This is a genomic window from Kitasatospora sp. NPDC092286, assembly GCF_044755565.1.
Classification (GTDB): domain Bacteria; phylum Actinomycetota; class Actinomycetes; order Streptomycetales; family Streptomycetaceae; genus Kitasatospora.
This window is the reverse complement of sequence record NZ_JBIVRD010000043.1, coordinates 1-18788: the sequence shown is the minus strand read 5'-3', so window position 1 is coordinate 18788 and position 18788 is coordinate 1. Positions and strand designations below refer to the sequence as shown.

At 71.1% G+C, this 18788-nt stretch carries 23 protein-coding genes; 21 read left to right on the top strand and 2 right to left on the bottom strand.

Annotation, left to right across the window (positions count from 1 at the left end):
* Positions 1 to 461 precede the first annotated feature (461 nt).
* From ACIQIB_RS32125 to ACIQIB_RS32030, 20 genes are all read left to right on the top strand, one after another.
* Positions 462 to 845 (top strand): hypothetical protein, encoded by a 384-nt coding sequence (locus tag ACIQIB_RS32125; RefSeq protein WP_400762295.1) that lies wholly within the window; start codon positions 462 to 464, stop codon positions 843 to 845.
* 87 nt (positions 846 to 932) lie between these two features.
* Complete coding sequence (locus ACIQIB_RS32120; protein WP_400762293.1) at positions 933 to 1442, top strand: AAA family ATPase; 510 nt, start codon at positions 933 to 935, stop codon at positions 1440 to 1442.
* A gap of 15 nt (positions 1443 to 1457) precedes the next feature.
* A complete protein-coding gene (locus tag ACIQIB_RS32115) occupies positions 1458 to 1850 on the top strand; it encodes an RRQRL motif-containing zinc-binding protein (RefSeq protein WP_400762291.1) in 393 nt (130 codons plus the stop codon).
* Between the two features lie 148 nt (positions 1851 to 1998).
* Positions 1999 to 2562, top strand: coding sequence for a hypothetical protein (locus ACIQIB_RS32110; protein WP_400762287.1), 564 nt, complete (start codon positions 1999 to 2001; stop codon positions 2560 to 2562).
* 79 nt (positions 2563 to 2641) lie between these two features.
* Positions 2642 to 3208: a hypothetical protein gene (locus ACIQIB_RS32105; protein ID WP_400762285.1), complete on the top strand. Its 567-nt coding sequence runs from the start codon at positions 2642 to 2644 to the stop codon at positions 3206 to 3208.
* A 152-nt stretch (positions 3209 to 3360) separates the two neighbouring features.
* Positions 3361 to 4116: a hypothetical protein gene (locus tag ACIQIB_RS32100; RefSeq protein WP_400762283.1), complete on the top strand. Its 756-nt coding sequence runs from the start codon at positions 3361 to 3363 to the stop codon at positions 4114 to 4116.
* 14 nt (positions 4117 to 4130) lie between these two features.
* Entirely contained in the window at positions 4131 to 4382 is a 252-nt protein-coding gene (locus tag ACIQIB_RS32095; RefSeq protein WP_400762281.1) for a hypothetical protein, read from the top strand.
* 19 nt (positions 4383 to 4401) lie between these two features.
* Positions 4402 to 4650, top strand: coding sequence for a hypothetical protein (locus ACIQIB_RS32090; RefSeq protein WP_400762279.1), 249 nt, complete (start codon positions 4402 to 4404; stop codon positions 4648 to 4650).
* Positions 4651 to 4718: 68 nt separating this feature from the next.
* On the top strand, positions 4719 to 4922 hold the full coding sequence (locus tag ACIQIB_RS32085) for a hypothetical protein (protein ID WP_400762278.1): 204 nt from the start codon (positions 4719 to 4721) through the stop codon (positions 4920 to 4922).
* A gap of 14 nt (positions 4923 to 4936) precedes the next feature.
* Positions 4937 to 5803 (top strand): hypothetical protein, encoded by an 867-nt coding sequence (locus tag ACIQIB_RS32080; RefSeq protein WP_400762276.1) that lies wholly within the window; start codon positions 4937 to 4939, stop codon positions 5801 to 5803.
* A 92-nt stretch (positions 5804 to 5895) separates the two neighbouring features.
* Positions 5896 to 6756, top strand: a complete 861-nt coding sequence (locus ACIQIB_RS32075; RefSeq protein WP_400762274.1) for an endonuclease/exonuclease/phosphatase family protein — start codon at positions 5896 to 5898, stop codon at positions 6754 to 6756.
* A 100-nt stretch (positions 6757 to 6856) separates the two neighbouring features.
* Positions 6857 to 7327 (top strand): Pycsar system effector family protein, encoded by a 471-nt coding sequence (locus tag ACIQIB_RS32070; protein WP_400762272.1) that lies wholly within the window; start codon positions 6857 to 6859, stop codon positions 7325 to 7327.
* Positions 7328 to 7534: 207 nt separating this feature from the next.
* Positions 7535 to 8287, top strand: coding sequence for a ParA family protein (locus tag ACIQIB_RS32065; RefSeq protein WP_400762270.1), 753 nt, complete (start codon positions 7535 to 7537; stop codon positions 8285 to 8287).
* The gene (locus tag ACIQIB_RS32060; protein ID WP_400762268.1) at positions 8288 to 9370 is read left to right on the top strand and encodes a ParB/RepB/Spo0J family partition protein; all 1083 of its coding nucleotides are present in this window, start codon (positions 8288 to 8290) and stop codon (positions 9368 to 9370) included. It abuts the gene before it with no gap.
* 268 nt (positions 9371 to 9638) lie between these two features.
* Positions 9639 to 10025 carry a hypothetical protein gene (locus ACIQIB_RS32055; RefSeq protein WP_400762266.1) on the top strand — a complete coding sequence of 129 codons (387 nt, stop codon included), beginning with the start codon at positions 9639 to 9641 and terminating at the stop codon, positions 10023 to 10025.
* Between the two features lie 196 nt (positions 10026 to 10221).
* Entirely contained in the window at positions 10222 to 10641 is a 420-nt protein-coding gene (locus ACIQIB_RS32050; RefSeq protein WP_400762404.1) for a hypothetical protein, read from the top strand.
* A 641-nt stretch (positions 10642 to 11282) separates the two neighbouring features.
* Positions 11283 to 11495, top strand: a complete 213-nt coding sequence (locus ACIQIB_RS32045; protein WP_400762264.1) for a hypothetical protein — start codon at positions 11283 to 11285, stop codon at positions 11493 to 11495.
* Positions 11496 to 11500: 5 nt separating this feature from the next.
* Positions 11501 to 12490, top strand: coding sequence for a helix-turn-helix domain-containing protein (locus tag ACIQIB_RS32040; RefSeq protein ID WP_400762262.1), 990 nt, complete (start codon positions 11501 to 11503; stop codon positions 12488 to 12490).
* On the top strand, positions 12487 to 12909 hold the full coding sequence (locus ACIQIB_RS32035) for a sigma factor-like helix-turn-helix DNA-binding protein (RefSeq protein WP_400762260.1): 423 nt from the start codon (positions 12487 to 12489) through the stop codon (positions 12907 to 12909). Before ACIQIB_RS32040 ends, ACIQIB_RS32035 begins: the two co-directional genes overlap by 4 nt.
* A gap of 243 nt (positions 12910 to 13152) precedes the next feature.
* On the top strand, positions 13153 to 13425 hold the full coding sequence (locus ACIQIB_RS32030; protein ID WP_400762258.1) for a hypothetical protein: 273 nt from the start codon (positions 13153 to 13155) through the stop codon (positions 13423 to 13425).
* Positions 13426 to 13608: 183 nt separating this feature from the next.
* Here the strand turns inward: ACIQIB_RS32030 and ACIQIB_RS32025 are convergent, their stop codons facing one another.
* Positions 13609 to 13821 carry a hypothetical protein gene (locus ACIQIB_RS32025; RefSeq protein WP_400762256.1) on the bottom strand — a complete coding sequence of 71 codons (213 nt, stop codon included), beginning with the start codon at positions 13819 to 13821 and terminating at the stop codon, positions 13609 to 13611.
* 525 nt (positions 13822 to 14346) lie between these two features.
* Here ACIQIB_RS32025 and ACIQIB_RS32020 point away from each other — a divergent pair.
* A complete protein-coding gene (locus tag ACIQIB_RS32020) occupies positions 14347 to 15543 on the top strand; it encodes a hypothetical protein (RefSeq protein WP_400762254.1) in 1197 nt (398 codons plus the stop codon).
* A gap of 108 nt (positions 15544 to 15651) precedes the next feature.
* On the opposite strand, the gene ACIQIB_RS32015 is transcribed toward ACIQIB_RS32020, so the two are convergent.
* On the bottom strand, positions 15652 to 18252 hold the full coding sequence (locus ACIQIB_RS32015) for a Helicase associated domain protein (RefSeq protein WP_400762253.1): 2601 nt from the start codon (positions 18250 to 18252) through the stop codon (positions 15652 to 15654).
* Positions 18253 to 18788: the final 536 nt, after the last annotated feature.

Sequence of the window (18788 nt, the reverse complement as noted above, 5' to 3'; positions counted from 1 at the left end):
AAGGCACCCGCGGGTGCCGGCGGGCCGGTCTCGTCCCCGGCCCGCCCCCATCCTCCCGCACCACCAACCACTCACCGACCCGATCCCGGAAGGGGCACCGCCCTGTTCGCCATAGATCGTGACGCCCGCATCGCCGCCCACCGCGAGCTCCTCCACGAGCGCAGCCAGACCCTCGCCAACGTCCCTCCCGGCTCCCGCTCCCACACCCGCCTCCTCACCGAATGCGAGGCGATCAGCGACGAGATCGAGCGCCTCAAGGGCCGCATCGACATCCCGCGCTCCGTCCTCGCAGTCGTCCCCGTGCTCCTCTTCGTCCTGGTCCTCGCGCTCATCAGCTGACCGGCCGACCGGCCTCGCCCCCGGACCGCACCGCCCGCCCGGCACCCAGCCCGGCGGGCGGCACGCCTTCCGGGGACGGGGCCGGCCGACCGGCCGGCACCACCGATCCCGAAGGACCCGCGATGCAGCCCACCGCCCAGCCCAACGCCACCCAGGCCCCGGCCAAGCCGCGCCCCGGCACCTACGTCCTGTTCCGCGACGCCGACCGCTACCTCGCCGGCCACCCCGACCACACCCAGATCTGCCGGGTGCTGTCCGACCGCCACCACTTCCAGGACAAGGCGGACCTGGTCGTCCTGGCCACCGACGAGGTCATCACGTCCGCGCCGGTCGTCTTCATGCGCCCGCTCGACCCGGCCGAGCTGATGCACGACATCGACACCGCCCCGCTGGACGCCCTCGGCGACGGCCGGCTGATGACCGCGGCCGGAGCCTGGCTCGCCCTCCAGCACCGCCAGACCGACACCGCGCCGACCGCCAAGGCGCTCCCGCCCGGCCGCAGCTGACACCCCGCCCGCCCCGGGTGCCGCGCCGACCACGGAGCAGCACCCGGGGCCCTCTACCCACCACTCCCGATCCGAAAGGCACCGCCCGTGAACCCCGCCACCTTCGTCCCCGTCCCCGGTTCGCTGATCGTCCTGGTCGGCGGGAGCGGGGCTGGGAAGACCACGTTCGCCAGCCGCTGGCCGGCCACCTGGCGCCTGAGCCTGGACGACTACCGGGCGATGGCGACCGACTCGGCCGCGGATCAGAGCGCGACCCCGGTCGCCGACCAGGTCCAGACGCTGCTGCTCGACGCCAGGCTCTCGCGCAACCTCACCACCGTGGTCGACTCGACGGCCCTGCTCGCCCACGTGCGCGCCGGCCTGCTAGCCCGCGCCCGCTACTGGCAGCGGCCGTGCTCGGCAGTGCTTTTCGAGGTCCCCCTCGAAAGCCGCCGCCTGCTGAACGCCGGCCGGGAACGCGTCGTCCCGGACCACGTCCTGGTCGACCAGGAACACCAAGTGCCGACCATGGAGCAGCTGCTCGCCGAAGGTTTCGCCCACGTCGACCGCGTCACCGTCACCGCCCCGGCCTGTCCCGAACCGGCCAGCATCCGCTGACCCCCGGAGGAGCCTGTGCGCGCACCTGACCTCGACCCGACCGGCGAACACCACGGTGGCCTGCCGACCTGGCCCTGGCGCTACGCCGACGACGGCCTTCGCACCCGCCGCCAGCTCCGCGACGCCGGGCTGCGCCCCGGCGGCCAGGAACCTGCCGCGCAGGTCGTCTGCCGCGGGGGCCGGCGGATCGCTTACCTCTACCGGCTCGACCAGGCGCTGCCGGTCCGGCCGATGACCCCGGGCCGGGCCGCCGCCCTGGACCGGGCGATGGCCGCGCGCCAGACCTGCCCCGTCTGCTCCACCCGCTACGACCACTGCCTGCCGCTCAAGACCCTCGGCTGCTGCCTGCCCTGCGCGGAGCTGACGGACGAGGAGCGCGAGCAGCTCGCCGCCCTCGCCCGTCCCTGACCCGGCCACCACAGTGCGCACCGACCCGTCCCCGCCAGATCCAACGGCGGTGCGGTTCGGTGCGTGCCGCGGCCGCCCGGCCGACACCATCCGACCCGGAAAGGACACCGTGAACCTCCTCCGCCGCTCCCCCGCCCCTCTGCCGCCCATGCCCTCGCAGCCCGGACCGGACCAGTGGACCCCCGAGGGCCTGCTCGTCCGGATCCGCTTCGCCAACCTGGCTGGCGCCCGCGTGCTGCTCTACGCCCGCGCCCTGTCCGACGGACAGGCCTCCAGCGAATACGGCGTCCACTGCCTCGGCTGCACCGACACCTGGACCATGACGGACAGCCGGTCCTCCTCGACCACGTACCCCTTGAACTTCCTGGAGGGGCGGGAGAGGGCCAACGAGCACGCCGGCCAGTGCCGCGCACTGCCCGGTCCGCTCCCCGGCCGCCCCGACGACGAGACCGCCACCGGCATGATCACCACCCGCATCGCACGCCGCCAGCGCGACCACGGATTCAGCCTGCACGTCAGCGACTTCACCGGGGACCGCGTGCTCCTCCAGCGCACCGACGCCTGGATCCACGAGCAGCTTGCCGCCATCGCCGACCGGCGCCCCGACCTGCTGGCCATCACTACCGACACCACGTCCACCGGCACCACCCACGTCTACCACCGGGTCCAGCCACACCCGAGCACCCGCACCCAGGCCACCTCGGCCCGCTGAACAGAAGAGGACGCCTGACGAACCGGCCAGCCCCGAACCGCACCCCCGTAAACCCGACCCTCTGAAAGGCCCCCTGTCCATGCAGATCAACGACACCCGGATCCTGGCCACCGCCGACACCATCGCGAAGCTGCTCACCGACCTCACCCCCGACCCCTTCGACAACCTGCTGCGCCGCGACGACGCCTACACGGTGCTCCTGGCCGCGCTCGGCCAGCTGGAGGCCTGCGGCCGGCGCCGCACGAGCGTCGGCGAGCTGTACGCGATGACGCGCCTGGTCCCCAGCGGCCAGGTCCTCGGCAGCCACGACCGCCTGATGGTCCTTCTGGAGCAGGCCGCCGACCACGGCCGGATCCGCCTCGACCACGGCCAGGTCCACATCGGCGACGTTCCGACCGGCGGAGGCTCCGGCCACGTCTGGATGCGCCAGCTCACCAAGGGCGGCGCCCAGGTCGAGCTGATCGGCGACCAGCCCTGGCCCGTCGGCACCCACTGCCACGACGAGACCAAGGCTTGGTGGCAGTGCACCGGCTGCCGCCACGGCCTCGGACAGGCCGCCGCGATGTACGTCTACACGGTCCGCCAGCAGGTCACCGACCACGCCGACCAGTGCCCGTTCCTGCCCCCGCTGCCCGCGACGAACTGAGCCCCGGCGGAAACCCCTGACCCAGATCCGCACGACCGGCCTCGTCCCCGGCCCGCACCGCCCGCCCGGCACCCAGCCCGGCGGGCGGCGCGCATCCGGGGACAGGGGCCGGCCGCCCCGGCCGACACCACCGCAACCGGAAGGACACCACCGTGCGCACCAAGAAGGCCGTCACCTACTACCTCGCCACCCGCCCCGACGGCACCGTGCTGACCCACGCCACCGGCCCCACCCCGATCCCCCTGCTCGCCACCACCGACGACGGAATCGTCCACCACCCCACCCCCGGCGAGCCCGGCCGCTGGTACTCCGGCGGCCACTTCATCCTGACCACCGCCCCGGGCGAAGCCCTGCACCACCTGTGGACCTGGCCCGCGCGGCTGTTCACCGTCGAGCCGGTCGGCGAGAGCGAGCGCGGCGGCCGCTACGAAGACCACACCCTCATGACCCGCGCCCTGCGCGTCGTGGAGGAGACCGACGCCCACCAGGCGTTCGGCCCCCGCGGCCGCCAGGTCCTCGAGCACCTCGACGCCGTCCCCGACCTCGCCCGCCACTGGGCCGCCGACTGGACCGCCGACCCGGCCGGCCGCCACGAGGCCTACGAGAACTGGCGGCTGTGCACCCACCACGAGCACACCAGCGGCATGCACGCCGTCTGCACGGCCGGGATCGTTGCCGGCCGCGCCCACCGGGAGTCCGCCGACACCACGGCGGAGCGGATCGCCGTCCAGCGCGCCACCGACGCCGCCGAGGCCGCCGGAGCCGACCACCGCGCCGCCCACTACGCCGCCAGGCGGGCCGCCCACACCACCAGGGCCGTGCTGCTGGAGGACCGGCTCTCCGAGTACATCCTCACCGCCCTGCGCGGCACCACCCTCGACCGGCACCTGACCGCCACCAGCCGCTGACCGGGAGCCCCGCCATGAACGACGCCCACCACGGGCTCCAGGCCAACGACCCGGACCCGGAGATCGACCGCGAGTTCCAGGCCCACGCCCTGGACACGCAGCAGCTCGCCGACGCCGCCCGCCACTACGCCGCCCGCCTCATCTACGGCGTGCGGCCCGAGGACGCCGATCACCTGGCCGCCCTCGCTGGCCGCCTGTCCCGCCAGGCCCACCGCATCGACGGCATGCGTGCCATCGCCCGCCGCACCCCGCCCACCACCACCTGACAGCAACCCGGGAGAACCGATGACCACCAGCCCGTCCCCCGACCAGGCCGCCCCGCAGCACCGGGCCGACCTGCGCGACCTCGAACCCCTCGCCGCCCGATGGGCCGCCCAGCGCGACGGCCGACCCATGCCCGCCCTGGACCCGGCCAGCCGCCAGGCCCTCATCCGCATCCTCACCGAGGCCGCCGCCCGAGGCGCCGCCGCCAACCCCCAGGCCGCCCACCTCGCCCAGGAACGCGCCGACCAGCTGCGCGCCGGACTGGACTGACCCCCGCGCCCAACCACCGGCCCGGCCCCGCACCGCGAGGCCGGGCCGTCCCACCCCCGGAGGCCCCGATGACCCGCGCCGCACCCGGCCCGCACCCGCACCCGCTCACCCCGGCCGACCTGCCGTCCGGCACCGCCTGGTGGAGCTCCTGCCCCGACTGCCGCACCCCGATCCAGGGCGGCCCGCTCGGACTGCGCGCCCACCGCCGCACCGCCCACCGCCCCGACCCGAACGACCGGCGCATCCCCATCACCATCCGACTCGACCGCTGAGGAGACCCACCCGAGTGACCGTCATCCCCCTCAACCCGGACTCCCCCGCCTCACACGCCGTCGGCATCGACTACGACCAGACCCTGGCCGCGCACCCCGAATGGCGCGGCGGCCAGGTCTACGGCCAGCCCCTGCCCGGCGCCATCGCCGCGCTGCGCACCCTCATGGACAGGCGCGCGGTTTTCGTCTTCACCGCACGCCACCCGCGGCACCACCACGACGTCGCCCGCTGGTTGGAGCACCACGCCGGGTGCCGGGTGACCGTGGACACCGACCCGGGCCGCGCCTACTGGCTCGAGCGCCACAACCTGCTCGTAACCAACAAGAAGTTGGGCGCGGCGCTCTACATCGACGACCGCAGCCTCACCTTCACCGGCAACTGGGACACCGCCCTCGCCGAGGCGCTGCGCCGCATTGGCGAGCCGCCCGACCCGCTGGCGCAGCCCGCCGCCGACGTCGCCGCGCTGACGATCCGCCAGCCCTGGCTGGCTGCGATCCTCGCCGGCGACAAGGCGATCGAGAACCGCAGCTGGCCGACCCGGCACCGCGGCCTGGTCGTCCTGCACGCCGCCCGCGCCCTCGCCCGCGACGGCCAGGCCGACCCGCTCGTCCGAGCCGTCCTCGCCCGCCCTGGCGCCCCGGCTCTGACGACCGGCGCCCTGGTCGCCACCGCCAACATCACCGACTGCCACCGCGACGCCGGCTGCTGTCGCCCCTGGGGCCTGCCCGGCCTGTGGCACTGGACCCTCGCCGACGTCCAGGCCCTCGCCGACCCCATCCCCGCCGCCGGCCGCCTCGGCCTCTGGCGCCTCGACCCCGGCCAGCACGCATTGCTCCACCGACGCCAGGCCGCCGTCCTGCCCACCCTCGCGCACCGCTGATCCGCCCGGCCCCGGCCGCGCACCCGCCCGGCCGACGCCGGGCGGGTGCTCCCTACCTGGCACCACCGCACCGTACGAAGAGAGGGAGAACCGTGATTGTCACCATCGCCGTCCAGAACCTGAAGCGAGGCGGCCTGTTCGACGCAGACGGCGGCCGCGAAGACCGATGGCCGCAGCTCGCCAAGCGCATCACCGCTGTCGACCCGGACCTGACCCTGCTCCAGGAAGCCGAGGGGTGGGCCGACGCCGGCCACCGCCAGCTCGTCCGCGCCGAGCACGACCTCGGCATGGACGGACTCCTCGCCCCCTCCCGCTCCGGCCGCGGAACCGCCCTGCTCTACCGGCGCGAAACGCTCGGCCGACGCATCGCCTGGAACACCGACTACACCGACACCGAGATGCACCACGGCTTCGGCGTAGCCGGGTTCGACGTCGGCCTGCCCGCCCCGCTCGCCGTCGCCAGCGTCCACCTCACCCCGTACAGCGCCGACAAGGCCATCACCGAGGCCGACTTCGCGGCCAGCCGCGCCTACCGGCACGGCCCCTACTGCATCCTCGCCGGCGACATCAACTACGCACCCGCCGCCGGACCCGACCCGGCCTGGGACCGCATGCGCCCTTACAACCGCGGCGCCCGCACCATCCTCACCGACCCGGCGCTCCACCAGCAGACTGCCCCGGTACCGGACCGCCGAGTGGCCTGGGAGCTGTCAGCCAACGGCCTCATCGACACCGCCTGGCACCTGTACCAGCAGACCGGCGACGACGCCCTGCTGTGCCGCACCGGCAACGACGACCGGATCGACCAGCTCTGGGTCTCCGCTCCGCTCGCTCCGGCCGTCGTCTCCTACACCCTGCTCGACACCCCGGCCGACGCGAGCGACCACCACGGCCTGGCCGTCGTCCTCGACACCGACCGGATCGACATCAGCCGGCCCTGGACCTACCGCTGACCAGCCCCACGCCGACCGCAGACCCGGACCAACCTCAAACCATCAGCCCGGCCGCTCGCACGGTCGGGTCGGACCATGCCCACGGGAGGATTCCGCCCCGATGACCACCACCCAACCGGTCAGCCTCGACGGCGACCGCACCGAGCAGAACACCACCGAAGCGCTGACCCACGTGATCGGAGAGGTTTTAGCCAGGACTGACCAGAAGGCCGGCTTACTTCTCGGCCTCGATGGGGTCCTCGCGGCCGCCGTCGCCATCCTCGCCCAGGCCAAGGGAGCGAGCCTGCCCGTCATCACCCCGGCCGCCGGCCTCCTGCTCGCCGCCACACTGCTCGCGGTGCTCGTCGTCCGCCCCCGCATCACCAACCACGACCGCAGCTCCTACGCCCACTGGGCCACCTGCGACCACTCCGCCCTCCAAACCGAACTCGTCCACGACCGCCGCCTCGACCGGCTGCGCGTTCTGTCCGCCCTTTGCCACCGCAAGATGCTGTTGCTCCGCTGGGCCGCAGACACCACGATCGCCGCCCTGGCCGCCCTCGCCGCAGCTGCCCTCATCACCGCGGCCTGACCTTCCGCCAGAACAACGAAGGCGCGCACCCCACTTGGGGTGCGCGCCTTCGTTGCTTTCGGGAGCAGCCGGTTCGGGTGGCGGTTTTACGGCCGTAAAACCGCCACGCCCGCAGCACGCCTCGCTGGAACCGTTCTGATCATCTGAGAGGATGCTTCCTGTCCATCCGAAGTACCGGGTTCCCGGGAAGTAGTCGGAGAGCAGTACATGCCTTACATCACCGTGCTCTTGAACCGTAAGGGCGGGGTCGGCAAGTCTCTCTTGTCGGTCAACCTCGCTGCGGTCTACGCCGAAATTCTCGGCTGCGATCCCGAGGCCACAGGCGACGGTCCGTCCGTAGCGGTCGTCTCAATCGACCCCCAGGGCACCAGCATCGAACATGCTGAGAAGGTCAAGAAGGCCGGCAGGCCCGTCCCCTTCCGCGTGGTCGACGCGAGCCAGAACATCGACAGGCTGCGCCGTCTGCGCAACGCCACGGCCGACATCATCATTGTCGACACTCCGGGCTTCATGCCGCTGAAGGCCGACGACGACGAAGACGAGTCCATCGACCCCCTCGGCGACGGAACCACCGGAGACGCGCTGCGAGCCGTCCTCGACGTTGCCGACGACGTCATCGTCCCTCTCGAAGCAGAAGGTTCGGCCTTCACCCCGACCAGGGTCACGGTGGAACGGGTCCTCATCCCCCGCCAGATCCCCTACGGCGTCGTCGTCAACAACTGGGATCCCCGCGACGGCACCGCCGACCGAGACCGCACCATCAGCCTCGTCCAGCGCCGAGGCTGGGAGCTCTACAACGCCACCGTCCGCCACTACAAGCCGCACACTCGCGGCATCACCAACGGACGGCTCTGCACCCAGTACGAGTCCAACCACATCGCAACCAAGGCCAAGCAGGACTTCGTGTCCCTGGCCCTGGAGCACCAGCTCCGTCGCCAGAAGTACGCAGGAGTCCGATAGATGGCCACGCATGATGAGTTCGACGACTTCTTCGGCGACGACAACGACACCCCAGTGGTCGACACCCGAGCCGACGGCCGCCTACTGCGCGTCCCTCTCGGCCGGCTCGCCCCCAATGGCGTCAACCCGCGAACCGACTTCGGCACCGAGGCCGAGCTGATCGACCTCGGCAAGAGCCTGCGACGCCGCCAGATCCAGGCCTGCCCGGCCGTCAGCCGAGGCGCCTATTTGAAACTGTGGCCCGACCACGCGAAGAAGATAGATGACGTCGACTACGTCCTCGTCACGGGTGAGCGCCGGTACCGCGGCGCCAAAGCCGCAGGCAACCCCACCCTGAACTGCGTGGTCGACGACGGTCTGGCCACGGACCGCAAGACGTTCATGGAGGCCGTGGTCTCCGAGAACGTCGACCGGCAGAACTTCAACCCCATCGAAGAGGCTTACGCCGTCCGAGCCCTCGTTGCCGAGTTCGGCTCCAACCGGGCAGTAGCCCAGCACTTCGAGCGGGTCGACGGATGGGTCACCCAACGTATCCTCCTCACCCACCTGGCTCCGGGGGCCCAGGACCTGGTGCGGAAGAAGACCATGCCGCTCGAAGTTGCCCGCTCGCTGGGCAAGCTGGCCCGGGACAACGAGTGGGGCCCGTCGGAGCAACTGGCATGGTGGCAGGACGAGCAGAAGCAGAGGGCAGCAGCATCCGCTGAGCGCTCCGCCGCGAAGAAGACCGCCAAGAAGGCCGCGGCCCGCACACCAGCGGCAGATGAGCCGGCCACCGGTCCTGACCAGCCCGGTCCTGATCCGTTTTACGGCCGTAAAACGGATCAGGCCGAACCTGCATCGGCGGAACCGGCCTCCCGGGAGCAAGAGCCCCCCGCAGGCGCGACGCAGGAGCATGTGCCAGCCGTTCCCGAACAGACCAGGCCGGTCGAACCGACAAAGGAACAGCGGCCCGAGCTCTTCCCCTACACGGACGGCGTTGCCGCGGCGCACCATCTGATCCACAAGATGCCGTCTGATGAGTTCAACAAGATGCTGGACCTACTGAACAGCCACAGCGAGCACCGGGTCGTACCTGCCGGCTGACCAACCCGGCCTGAGTGATTCAGCAGAAACGGCGGCGGCCCACCTCTCCCGGTGGGCCGCCGCGGTGTTTGGATGCGCTGCGAGTAGTTGGCGCGGCGCGCCGGCGCTTGAGTAGCCCTGAAACTGGGGCGGTGAGACCACCTCGGCGTCGAACCCGAAGAACACTCCAGGCCAGCCACCCGCAGGCATACTTGACTCCACCGAACGGGCGATTTGGGGGAGCAGCGCGGTGTCGTGGAGAGATGCGGTACAGCCGACCCTGAGGGTGATGTTGCAGGGGGAGGCCTACCCGGACCCGTACCTGGAGCTGCTGCGCCTAGGGGCGGAGAGCGAGCACATCGAGTCGGCCGTGACGGTCACCCTGCTCCTGGACGGCGCGCTGGTCACGGGGACGGTGGTGTCCACCGACACCTGGGAGCGTCTGCACCTCGGCCAGCTCCGCGGCCAGGACGGCGACCTGTACCGGACCGTCCGGGAGGCGATCTGGCACCTGGACGACGCAGCCGAGAAAGGCCGGCGCCGGCGCCAGCAGGACCGCCGCTTCCTGCACCTGCGGGACGTGACCTACCGGTCCGGCCGTACCACTCACACCCTGCCGGCCTGGCGCGGCCCGGTGACAGCGATCAGCGGCTGGACCCTGGGTCATCCGGCGTGATCGCAGTCCTCGCCGACGTGCTTCGCGGTACCGGCGACCGGGCTGTTCGGGCGTCCTGCCCAACCGCGGCGGACTGACGACCACCGCGGTCGGGAACACGGTAGCGACGACCGGCACGAGCGTGGGACAGGTGATCACGGTGGACCAGGACCACGGCTGCGGCGACCGCTCGCAGCGCCACCAACGGCCCGAAGGTATGGATGACGCGACGGTGGACGCGCTCGGCCTGCTCTCCCAGGCGCTGGAGACCACCGTGCGGGCCCGCGGCAGCCTCTACAGCTGGCACCAGCTGACCGGCAGCGCGGACAAGACGATCGGCGACGCTGTCGACGCGCTGCGCAGTGCCGGCCACATTGAGCAGGCCGACCTGGTCCAGCGGGAGATCCAGGGCCGCGACGTCCTGCCCGCGCTCGACGGGGCGGGGAAGTGGACCTTCGAGGTGATCGAGGCGTACGACGCCGGCTACTACCGCCATGTCGAGGCTGTCGAGCGGCGGGTGCGCGAGGCGTTGACGCCGGACCACGGGCACCTCGCGGAGGCGGAGATGAAGCAGCAGCGCCGCACGCGCTGCCTGACGGTCACGCCGTGCTGTCAGGCTCGCTCGTCCGCTGGGTGAAGGCGAGGTAGACGGTGGGCGGGCAGGTCGGAAGCGGTGGAGCGAGTGGCGGGCCGGACGGTTGCGGTGGGGCGACCGGCCGGGCCGGGACAGCGGGCGGCTGGGGTGGGGCGAGGAGGGGGTTCGCGTGGCGGGGCCGGCCCACGGGCGGTGCGAAGACGGCGAGAGGGTGGGGCACCGGAGTGCTCCACCCTCTCTGGGGTCGCGCGGGAAGTCGCGACTCCCGATCCCCTACGTGGTGCAGCCACTACGCCAGGGAGGCTCCGGGGCTGGCAGGAATCAGCGCTGGGAACAGCCTGTCATTGCTGAGCCGCATCGGCAACGCAGCCTCGGTCAAAAGTAAATCAACTCTCAGGGTTTAACACCCTTGAACTGGTCCGACGCGGTTTGTGCAATTCAAATTGGGCATTTGTTCGCTCCATTTTGAGCGTGGTTTCGTAGTTATTTCTGAATCAATCGCACGCTTGCTCGCGATACGGATTGTGATCGCAGGGTCACCGGTGAGAGGATCACACCAGTTCGATGCCCAGGGGTCGGGAAGCCCCTGTCGAACCTTGTTGGTGCAGCCCGCGTCAGTCGCGTCCGTCCGCGGACGCGACTGATGCTGATCGTCAGGATTCAATATGCGCTCTACTACCCTCATGCCCGCATCCGTTCCCGACCGCCCGGGCAGGTTTCCGTCCGGAACGGAGACGGTGCTCGTCGTCGTCATCGTGCTCGTGGCCGCCGCGCTCGTCCTGGGCGGCCTGCCCATGTACGGCGCCCTCGAATTCATCGGCGCGGTGACCTACCTGGCCTGCCGCACCGTCAAGGGCCTGCGCGGGCCGAACTCCACCGCGACCGACGCCGGCTGACACCGATGGGACGGCGTGAACGCGCCGTCGCCGCCGATACGCGAGAGCTCGGAGCGCTGGCGACCTGGCTGCGTGAGCAGCGCCAGCGCTCCGGCAACATCACGTACAAGGCGATGGCCGAACAGACTACCTACGCCCCCTCGATGCTCTCCCGGGCAGCCAGCGGTGACAGCGTGCCCTCGCTGAAAGTCGTCGAGGAGTACGTCCGGATCTGCGGAAGCGATCCGCGCACAGCACGCCGGTACTGGAGAGCAGCGCGCTGCGCCGAGCAGAAGCGGATCCGGCTTCAGCAGGAACTCGCGAACCTGAGCTCCGAGCGCGTCGTCGGTGTCCTGGCCGTCAGCCTGTCCGCGTACCTGGCCACCCGCCCGCAGCTGATCGACAGCTTCGGCCAACTCCGCTGGGCGATGACCGAACTGCGGGCGAAGGAGGGCCAGCCCTCGCTGGCCGAACTCCAGAAGCGGGCGGGTCGGCGGGAGAACGGGTCCAACCGCCTGCCCGCCAGCAGCCTCGGCGCGATCCTGCGCCTGCAGGCCGTCCCCAGGCGCGAGCACGTCACTGCGTTCGCCCAGGCCATGGGGGTCTCCGAGGCCATGGTGGAGGAATGGGGCGCCGCCTGGGACCGGGCGGCCGGACGGAGCGTCGGGACCGGAAGCCTCGGCTGGCAGGTTCCCGCCCAGCGATCCCGCGCCCATCAGATCATCGAGGTCAGAATCCGGCCGCTGCCCGCAGGCGGCCTGTTCAGCTCGGCAGTAGGGACCGAGTTCACGCCCGAGGACATCGCTTTCCTGAGAATCCACACTCCCTCCGACCTTCGAGGGATCGGTCCGCGCCGACCACTGCCTCCGGCCGGCTACACCCCGGCCGGGCTGCCGATCCGCGTGCCACGCCCGCCGGAGCGCCTACCCGGCCGACGACCCCAACCGCAGATCCGCATCCTGATCCCACGCGAAGAGCCACCCGCTCGCCTCTCCCGGCCCGAGGGCTACCCATGACACTCGCGCCCCGCCACCACTGCCAAGCCCGGGCACGCCGTTCCCCGGCACTCGACCTCATCGCCCTGCGAGACCTCCACCACGACGGCTACCTGCGCTACGCCGCACTCCTTCTCCCCTCGGCCGTCGCCCCGCTGACCATCCACGACGCCTTCGAGGATCTGGCCCGGTGCTGGCGAGAAGTCCTGAGCACGGCCAGCCCGACGGCCTGTGCGTGGCAGGCCGTTCGGCAGCGGGTCTGCACCGTGGCCGGACCCCGCCTTCTCGGCCCCGTTTCCCACCTCACCGCACCTGAACAGGACGTGCTGCTGCTCCACCTGGTACTGAGACTCCCGCAGGCCGAGGTGGCGGCGCTCACCGGCACCGATCCGGCCGCCGTTCACGTCCGGCTGCGTTCTCTCGCCCGCCGCCTCGGGTGACGCTGGCACGGTTGGCAGGGCGTCCCGCGCCCCGCCAGCCGCCGGATCCTGTCTGACCCGACCGCCGGTCGGCTTTCTCGTCGCCGTACCGGCCCACGCCCGCCGCTGCGAAGCACGCACCCTCCTCACCCTGCTGCTCAACCGCAGGACCTGACAGCGACCAGGCCGACACTGTCCAACCGTGGTGGTGACCTTGGCCCGTTCGCGCCCTCGGGGTCGACGTCAGCTGGGATGCTGGTGGGCATGGACGACGAGGAGCTGAAAGGACGTCGGGTCTACGGAGCCGACCACGACGACCCCGACCCCGGTCCCGAGCCGGGGCACGAGTACCGCGAGCTCGTCGGTGGCCCGCTCGACGGCCAGCTCCTGGACGTCACCGGCTGGGACGCCGAGCAACTCGCCGACGGCGCGGCGCTGATCACCGAGACCGGCCTCTACGGGCCCGGCGGCCGCGCCCACTACGAGCCCCGCCCCGCCGACCCCCTGCGCTGGGACTGGACCGGCGACACCGCATAGCCGCTCCCTGGCTGGCAGACCGAGAACCCCTGCGCGGTCCCCGACACCGTCGGAGGCACCAGGTGCCCGGGCGCCGTCGCCGCGCCGACGTAGCCGCGGGTGCGCCGGGACGCTGCGCACCCGCACGCTGGAGGGGCTGGCCCGCCCGGACCTCCGAGCGGGTCGGCGGGCCGGCCTCCGCCGCTACCGGAGGCGCACCACGATCTCGAAGTGCGGGACCACGACGGTCAGCGCCGGGATTAGGTGGGAGCCGAGCGCGGCCGCTAGGAGACCGCCCGCCCAGCGCCGCCAGCCCGGCCTGATCCGACGTCCGTGGTCCGGCCCAGCAGGCCGGTCGCCGTCGCCATCCAGGGCCTGCTCGCCAGAGTCAGGGACTGGCGCGTTGTACTCGTCCATGAGGCGTTCCTCTCGTGTCGTCCGGGAGTGGACACGGACTTCCGCTGGTGCCCGGCTGGGCACGGGGCGGCGCCGGCAGGATTCCGGCGGGGTCCGATGGCCGTGGACCGTAGACGGCTCAGAGCGCCGATCAAGGGCCGCCGGGAACGAGTTTCCCGCCGGAGACAGTGGTCAGCGAAGCATCGAAATCGGAGGAGCCTACACCTTCCTGGCGGCTGGTCAACCCTCATCCTGACCTGCGAGGAGAGGGGGCGCTGAAGCGCAGGTGCACGCTGATCGCGTCGCGGACGCATTCGGCCCGGGTGGGTTCCCACACCGGCAACGCGACCCGCCCGTCGCGCCGGGCGCCGTGGAGCAGGGCAACGCCGCGCGGTGGTCTGGGCGGCCGGCGCCCCAGCCACGCTCCCGAGAGCCCTCGCTCTCCTGCGCTTGGACTCCGCCGATAAAAGCCGACGACCTTGTCCGACGCCCCCTGTAGCGTGATGGTGCTATTAGCCCACTGGTGAAGCGAGGCAGGTTTCAGGGTTGAGCAAGACCACGTCTGTTGATCTTCACCAGTCGAAGATCGCTGTCTTCCTGCGCGCGCTGGACCCGGCGGTGTTGTCGACCCTGCGGATTGGCGAAGCGGAAATCATCGGCATCGACCTGGTCGTGTCGCTGTGCATCGCGATGACCGATTCCCGGGACCCCCGGCCGTGGCCTGACCGGCTGGAAGACTTCTTCTCGCAGGTACCTGAGGAGGAACTAGAGATCCTGGCGCGGTACATCACCGAGGGGAAACTTGAGGAGCTCCTCGCGGAGGTACAGCGCAAGGCCACGAGAGACACGTACAAAGCGTTTGTGCTGCGGCTGCTGGGCGCGGCCCGCTACCGCGCGATCCTGGTCGCGGTGAAGCACGACGGCGCCGCCGTGGGCCTCGCTGTCCGGCGGCTTATCCGGGCGACCATGCCATTCGCGGTAGCGTGGAGCGACGCACTGGGCCTGCTGTCCAAGGCCCAGCTCAAGGCCGCCACCCGGCTCGATACCGGGGTGCTGCTCAATGCCGTGCAGCTCGTGGTCCAAGCCGACGCGTTCTTCGGCGAGAAGGTCCTGGCCGCGCTTCCCATGCAGGAGACCTCCGCGACAACGGACGATCTGGCGACCTGGGAGCCCCAGAAAGCCCCGGCGTTCACGCAGACGGTCCGCGCCCTGATCTCGGACGGGACCGCCAAGCGGGTCGAGCGTGCCAACTCCCCCCTGGTCAAGAAGATCAGGGGGGCGCGGCACGCGCTCCAGCACTCAGAGGACGGCGTCTCCCAGGCGGCGAACTCCCTCATCGAGCTGATCGATCGCATCCTGCGGGAGGCGTTTCCGCAGAAGAAGTCACTGGCATGGGCCCAAGCGAACTTCGACGACCTCTCTGGCCTCACCCACATCGAAGACGGGGTTCTGAAGCCGACCAAGCTCGCCGAAGCCCTCTGCTTCGTCTATGGAGGCGGCCCGCGCCCGGAGCCGACCACGGTAGGCGACGTTCAGCAGACCGGCAGCGTGGTCCACGAGACGGTCGCGCGTGTCATCGTCACTGCACGGAACAACCTGCAGAAGATGAAGCATGCCGACTCCGGCTCGGAGGAGGAGCGCGAGCAACTGCTGCGCATCCTGGTCGCCGTCGAAGGAGCCCTCATGCTCAGTCTCTCCCTCGGAGGCCTGTCGGCCAGCCGGACGGATACCGAACCGGCGTAGGACGCCAGTAGGCCGCCACCCAGCAGGGTGGCGGCCTACCCGGTGCCTTCTCGGGGCCTCAGCAGCCTACCGCCGGGCAGCGACACCGTCCCGGCCGGGACGAGCCCGCTACGCCCACTCCACGCCGTGCTCGGCGAGCTGTGCGAGCTGGCCCGGGGTCAGCTTCGTCCGGCGGGCCTTCTGGTTGTTGAGCCAGGTGCCCAGGGCGAAGTGCGACACCACCGCCTGCTCCTCGCCTCCGGGGCCGGCCTCCACGGTCTCCAGCGGCTCCTTGTGCGGGCGGGGAACTCGGGGATGCTGCTCCCGCTCGACGAAGGCGGCGAGGGCTGCCAGGCCCTGCTGGAACCGGTCGCCGCGGGACAGCGTCGGCTTGGCCTCGGCGGCGGCCTTCGCGGCCACTAGCTCCTGGTCCTCCTCGATACCGATCGCCGACAGCAGATCCCGCTGGTCCTCCTCCAGGGCCGGCCACCCGGCGCGCTGGGCGTGCACCCAGCGGCCGAGCTGCTCGCCCTCGTACACCCTGTCCAGCGGCAGGGTGGTCCAGTCGACCAGGCCGTCGGAGTCCAGCCACCACAGCCGGGCGACGGCGTAGGCGCGCTGCCAGGTGATCGGCCAGGCGGGGCACCACCACGGGTCGATCTCCTCCAGCGCCCGCCGACGCTCCGCAGCGAGCGCACCCGGCTCGCCCGCCGGCACCTGGGCCGCAGCCCGCAGCTCCGACAACCAGGTCCCGATGGCGTACCCGCCGACCGACGCCCGCGCCGGCGCCGCCAGCGACCCACCGTGCCCCTTCGCCCAGACCCGCGCCCAGTCCAGCCCCGCCTCGAACCTGGCATCGCTCACGGACCAGATCATCCCCAACGCATCCAGCATGTCGACCCGGTGGCGCGCCAATTCACCAGAAGCGTGCTCGCTCCGCCGGTCGGAAAGCCATTTCCCGAGCGGGAAATTCCCCTCCTCACCGACCATCGCGGAATACGGTACATCAAGGCCGCCGGTCTCCTCGTTCCACCGGCGGGCGTGGCTGATGCCCTCCCGCCAGAACTGGTTCTCACCGGTCAGCACCCGGGAGGCGATGAACAGGGCGAGCACGTTCTCGTCCACCGGCGTCTGGAACCGCACCGGCAGCGTGAACGCCCCCGCCCCCGCCGCACCGCCTGCACCAAGCATGCTTTCACCAGGCCCGACAGCAGCCTCGGCGCTGCGCCCCTTCGTTCGCTTGCCGGACTTCTGGGGCACCGCGAGGGCCTCGACGACCTTGGCGTCGTGGCTGCGCAGCGCGGTCAGGATTTTGACCAGCGGGCCGTACGAATCCGACTCCAGAATGTCCCCGGGCTCCTCTCCGGGCTTGAGGAAGACCGGCACGATGATGCTGGCGGTCTTTCCCTCCCCGGGCTGCATACGCAGCGCCCGGCCGATGGCCTGGACGATATCCACCATGCTGCCCCGGCCCTGGAGGAGAACCGAATCCGCATTCGGCATGTCGACCCCCTCGCCCAACACTTTGCAGTTGCTGAAAATCCGAAGCTTGAGCCCGTCGTCCTCCTCGCCTTTTCCGAAGTCGCCGATGAGCTCCTTGCGGTAGTCGATCTCGTGCTCGCCGGAGAGCCACTGCGCCCAGACTTCTTCGGGGTATTTCTGCGGGTTCTGGAAGTGCAGTTTCTCGGCGGTCTGGTTCAGCGTCTCGGAGAAGTAGCGGGCCTCGATCGTGCGGTTGTGGAACGTGATGCAGCGCTCCAGCCCGCGTTCGACGGCGGTCTTGAGCAGCCCGGCCTGGATGGCCGCGATCCGCTCGGCCGGCACCTCGTCCTCGCTGCCGTCCTCGGCCTCGCCGACACCCGCCCCCCACGGCACGCCCTGCCGCTCGGCGCCCCGGCGGTCGCCCAGGGGGTCGCGCAGCTCCAGGACCACGATCTCGAACGGGGCGAGCAGCTTCCTGTCGATGGCCTCCGCCAGGCCCAGGGAATACACGTGAGGGCCGTAGATCCGCTGGTCGTCCATGGACACCGCCAGCTCCTCCGGCAACGGCTGGTGGGCATCCTGGCGCCGCCTCATGGCCTTGCTCGGCGGCGCCCAGATCCGCGGAGTGGCGGTCATGTAGAGCCGACGGTCCGCCGGGATCTCCGCCTGGTCGTGCACCACCGCCCACGTCTTCTCCACGCTCCCGGACGAGCGGTGCGCCTCGTCACAGACCATCAGCCCGAGCGGGGGCGGCACCTCGCCCCGGTGCTCGGCCCAGTGGGCGTAGGCGGCGGCGACGGCGCCCACCGAGGTGTAGGTGGCGAACAGGGTGGTCAGCCGCCGGCGCTTGGCCGCGTGCTCCAGCCACATGCCGATCATCAGCGGGCTGGTGCTCGCCATCACCCCGTACGGCAGCTCGGAGTCGACCAGGGAGCACACCGCGTGCATGTCCCCGGCCCGGCCGGCGGCCCGCCAGGAGCCGATCATCTGGACCAGGAGGTCCAGCGTCGGCACCACGACCAGGACCACGCCCCGGGGCACGAGCTTCTGCCCGGCCGCGGCGCCGACGTACGACTTCCCGGAGCCGGTGGCCATCTGCACCGTGACCCGCAGACCGGTGGGGGAACCCGGCCGTCCCGGACGGGGCGTCAGGCCCCGCACGATCGCCTCCAGGGCCTCCTCCTGGTGCCCGCGCAGCGAGACGCCGGCGGACTGAGCGGCCATCAGGCCCGGCTTTACGATGTCCATGACTACGTGTTTTCCCCTCACCCATTCCCGGGCCCACACCAGGGACCACGCGGGAAATCCTGACAGTGCCTAACTGATACATTCGACGGTCCGGCGAAGAAACCAGACGGACCGGAAAGCGTGCCCGATGGATGCGGCTATTCGGAAGGATATCAGTACCCGGCAGCGATTTCCGACGAATACCCGAAACGTGAGGGTGAGCACCCCGGTTCCGGCAGGATAACCTGACAGGCCAAGACTGATACACTGGGGACCGTTGCTCACCCTGTCAGGGTAGCGCACCCCGGCCCCGAGGGGGCCGAATCGTGACTTAGGCGTCGGTCTAGACCAATCTTGCGGGAGTGAAGCGGACCCGCACGCGCCCCCCGAAGCCCACCCCTCCCCCAGTCAGCCTGTCGTGAGTTCAGCCAAAATCCCAGTTCAGCGATGTGAATGGGCATCAGCCCACCGGGACCATGGAGCGGAGCGGAGTGGCCCCGGGGCCGAGCGGAGCCGGGCCGACCTGACCGAAGGTCAGGTCACGGACACGCGGAGCG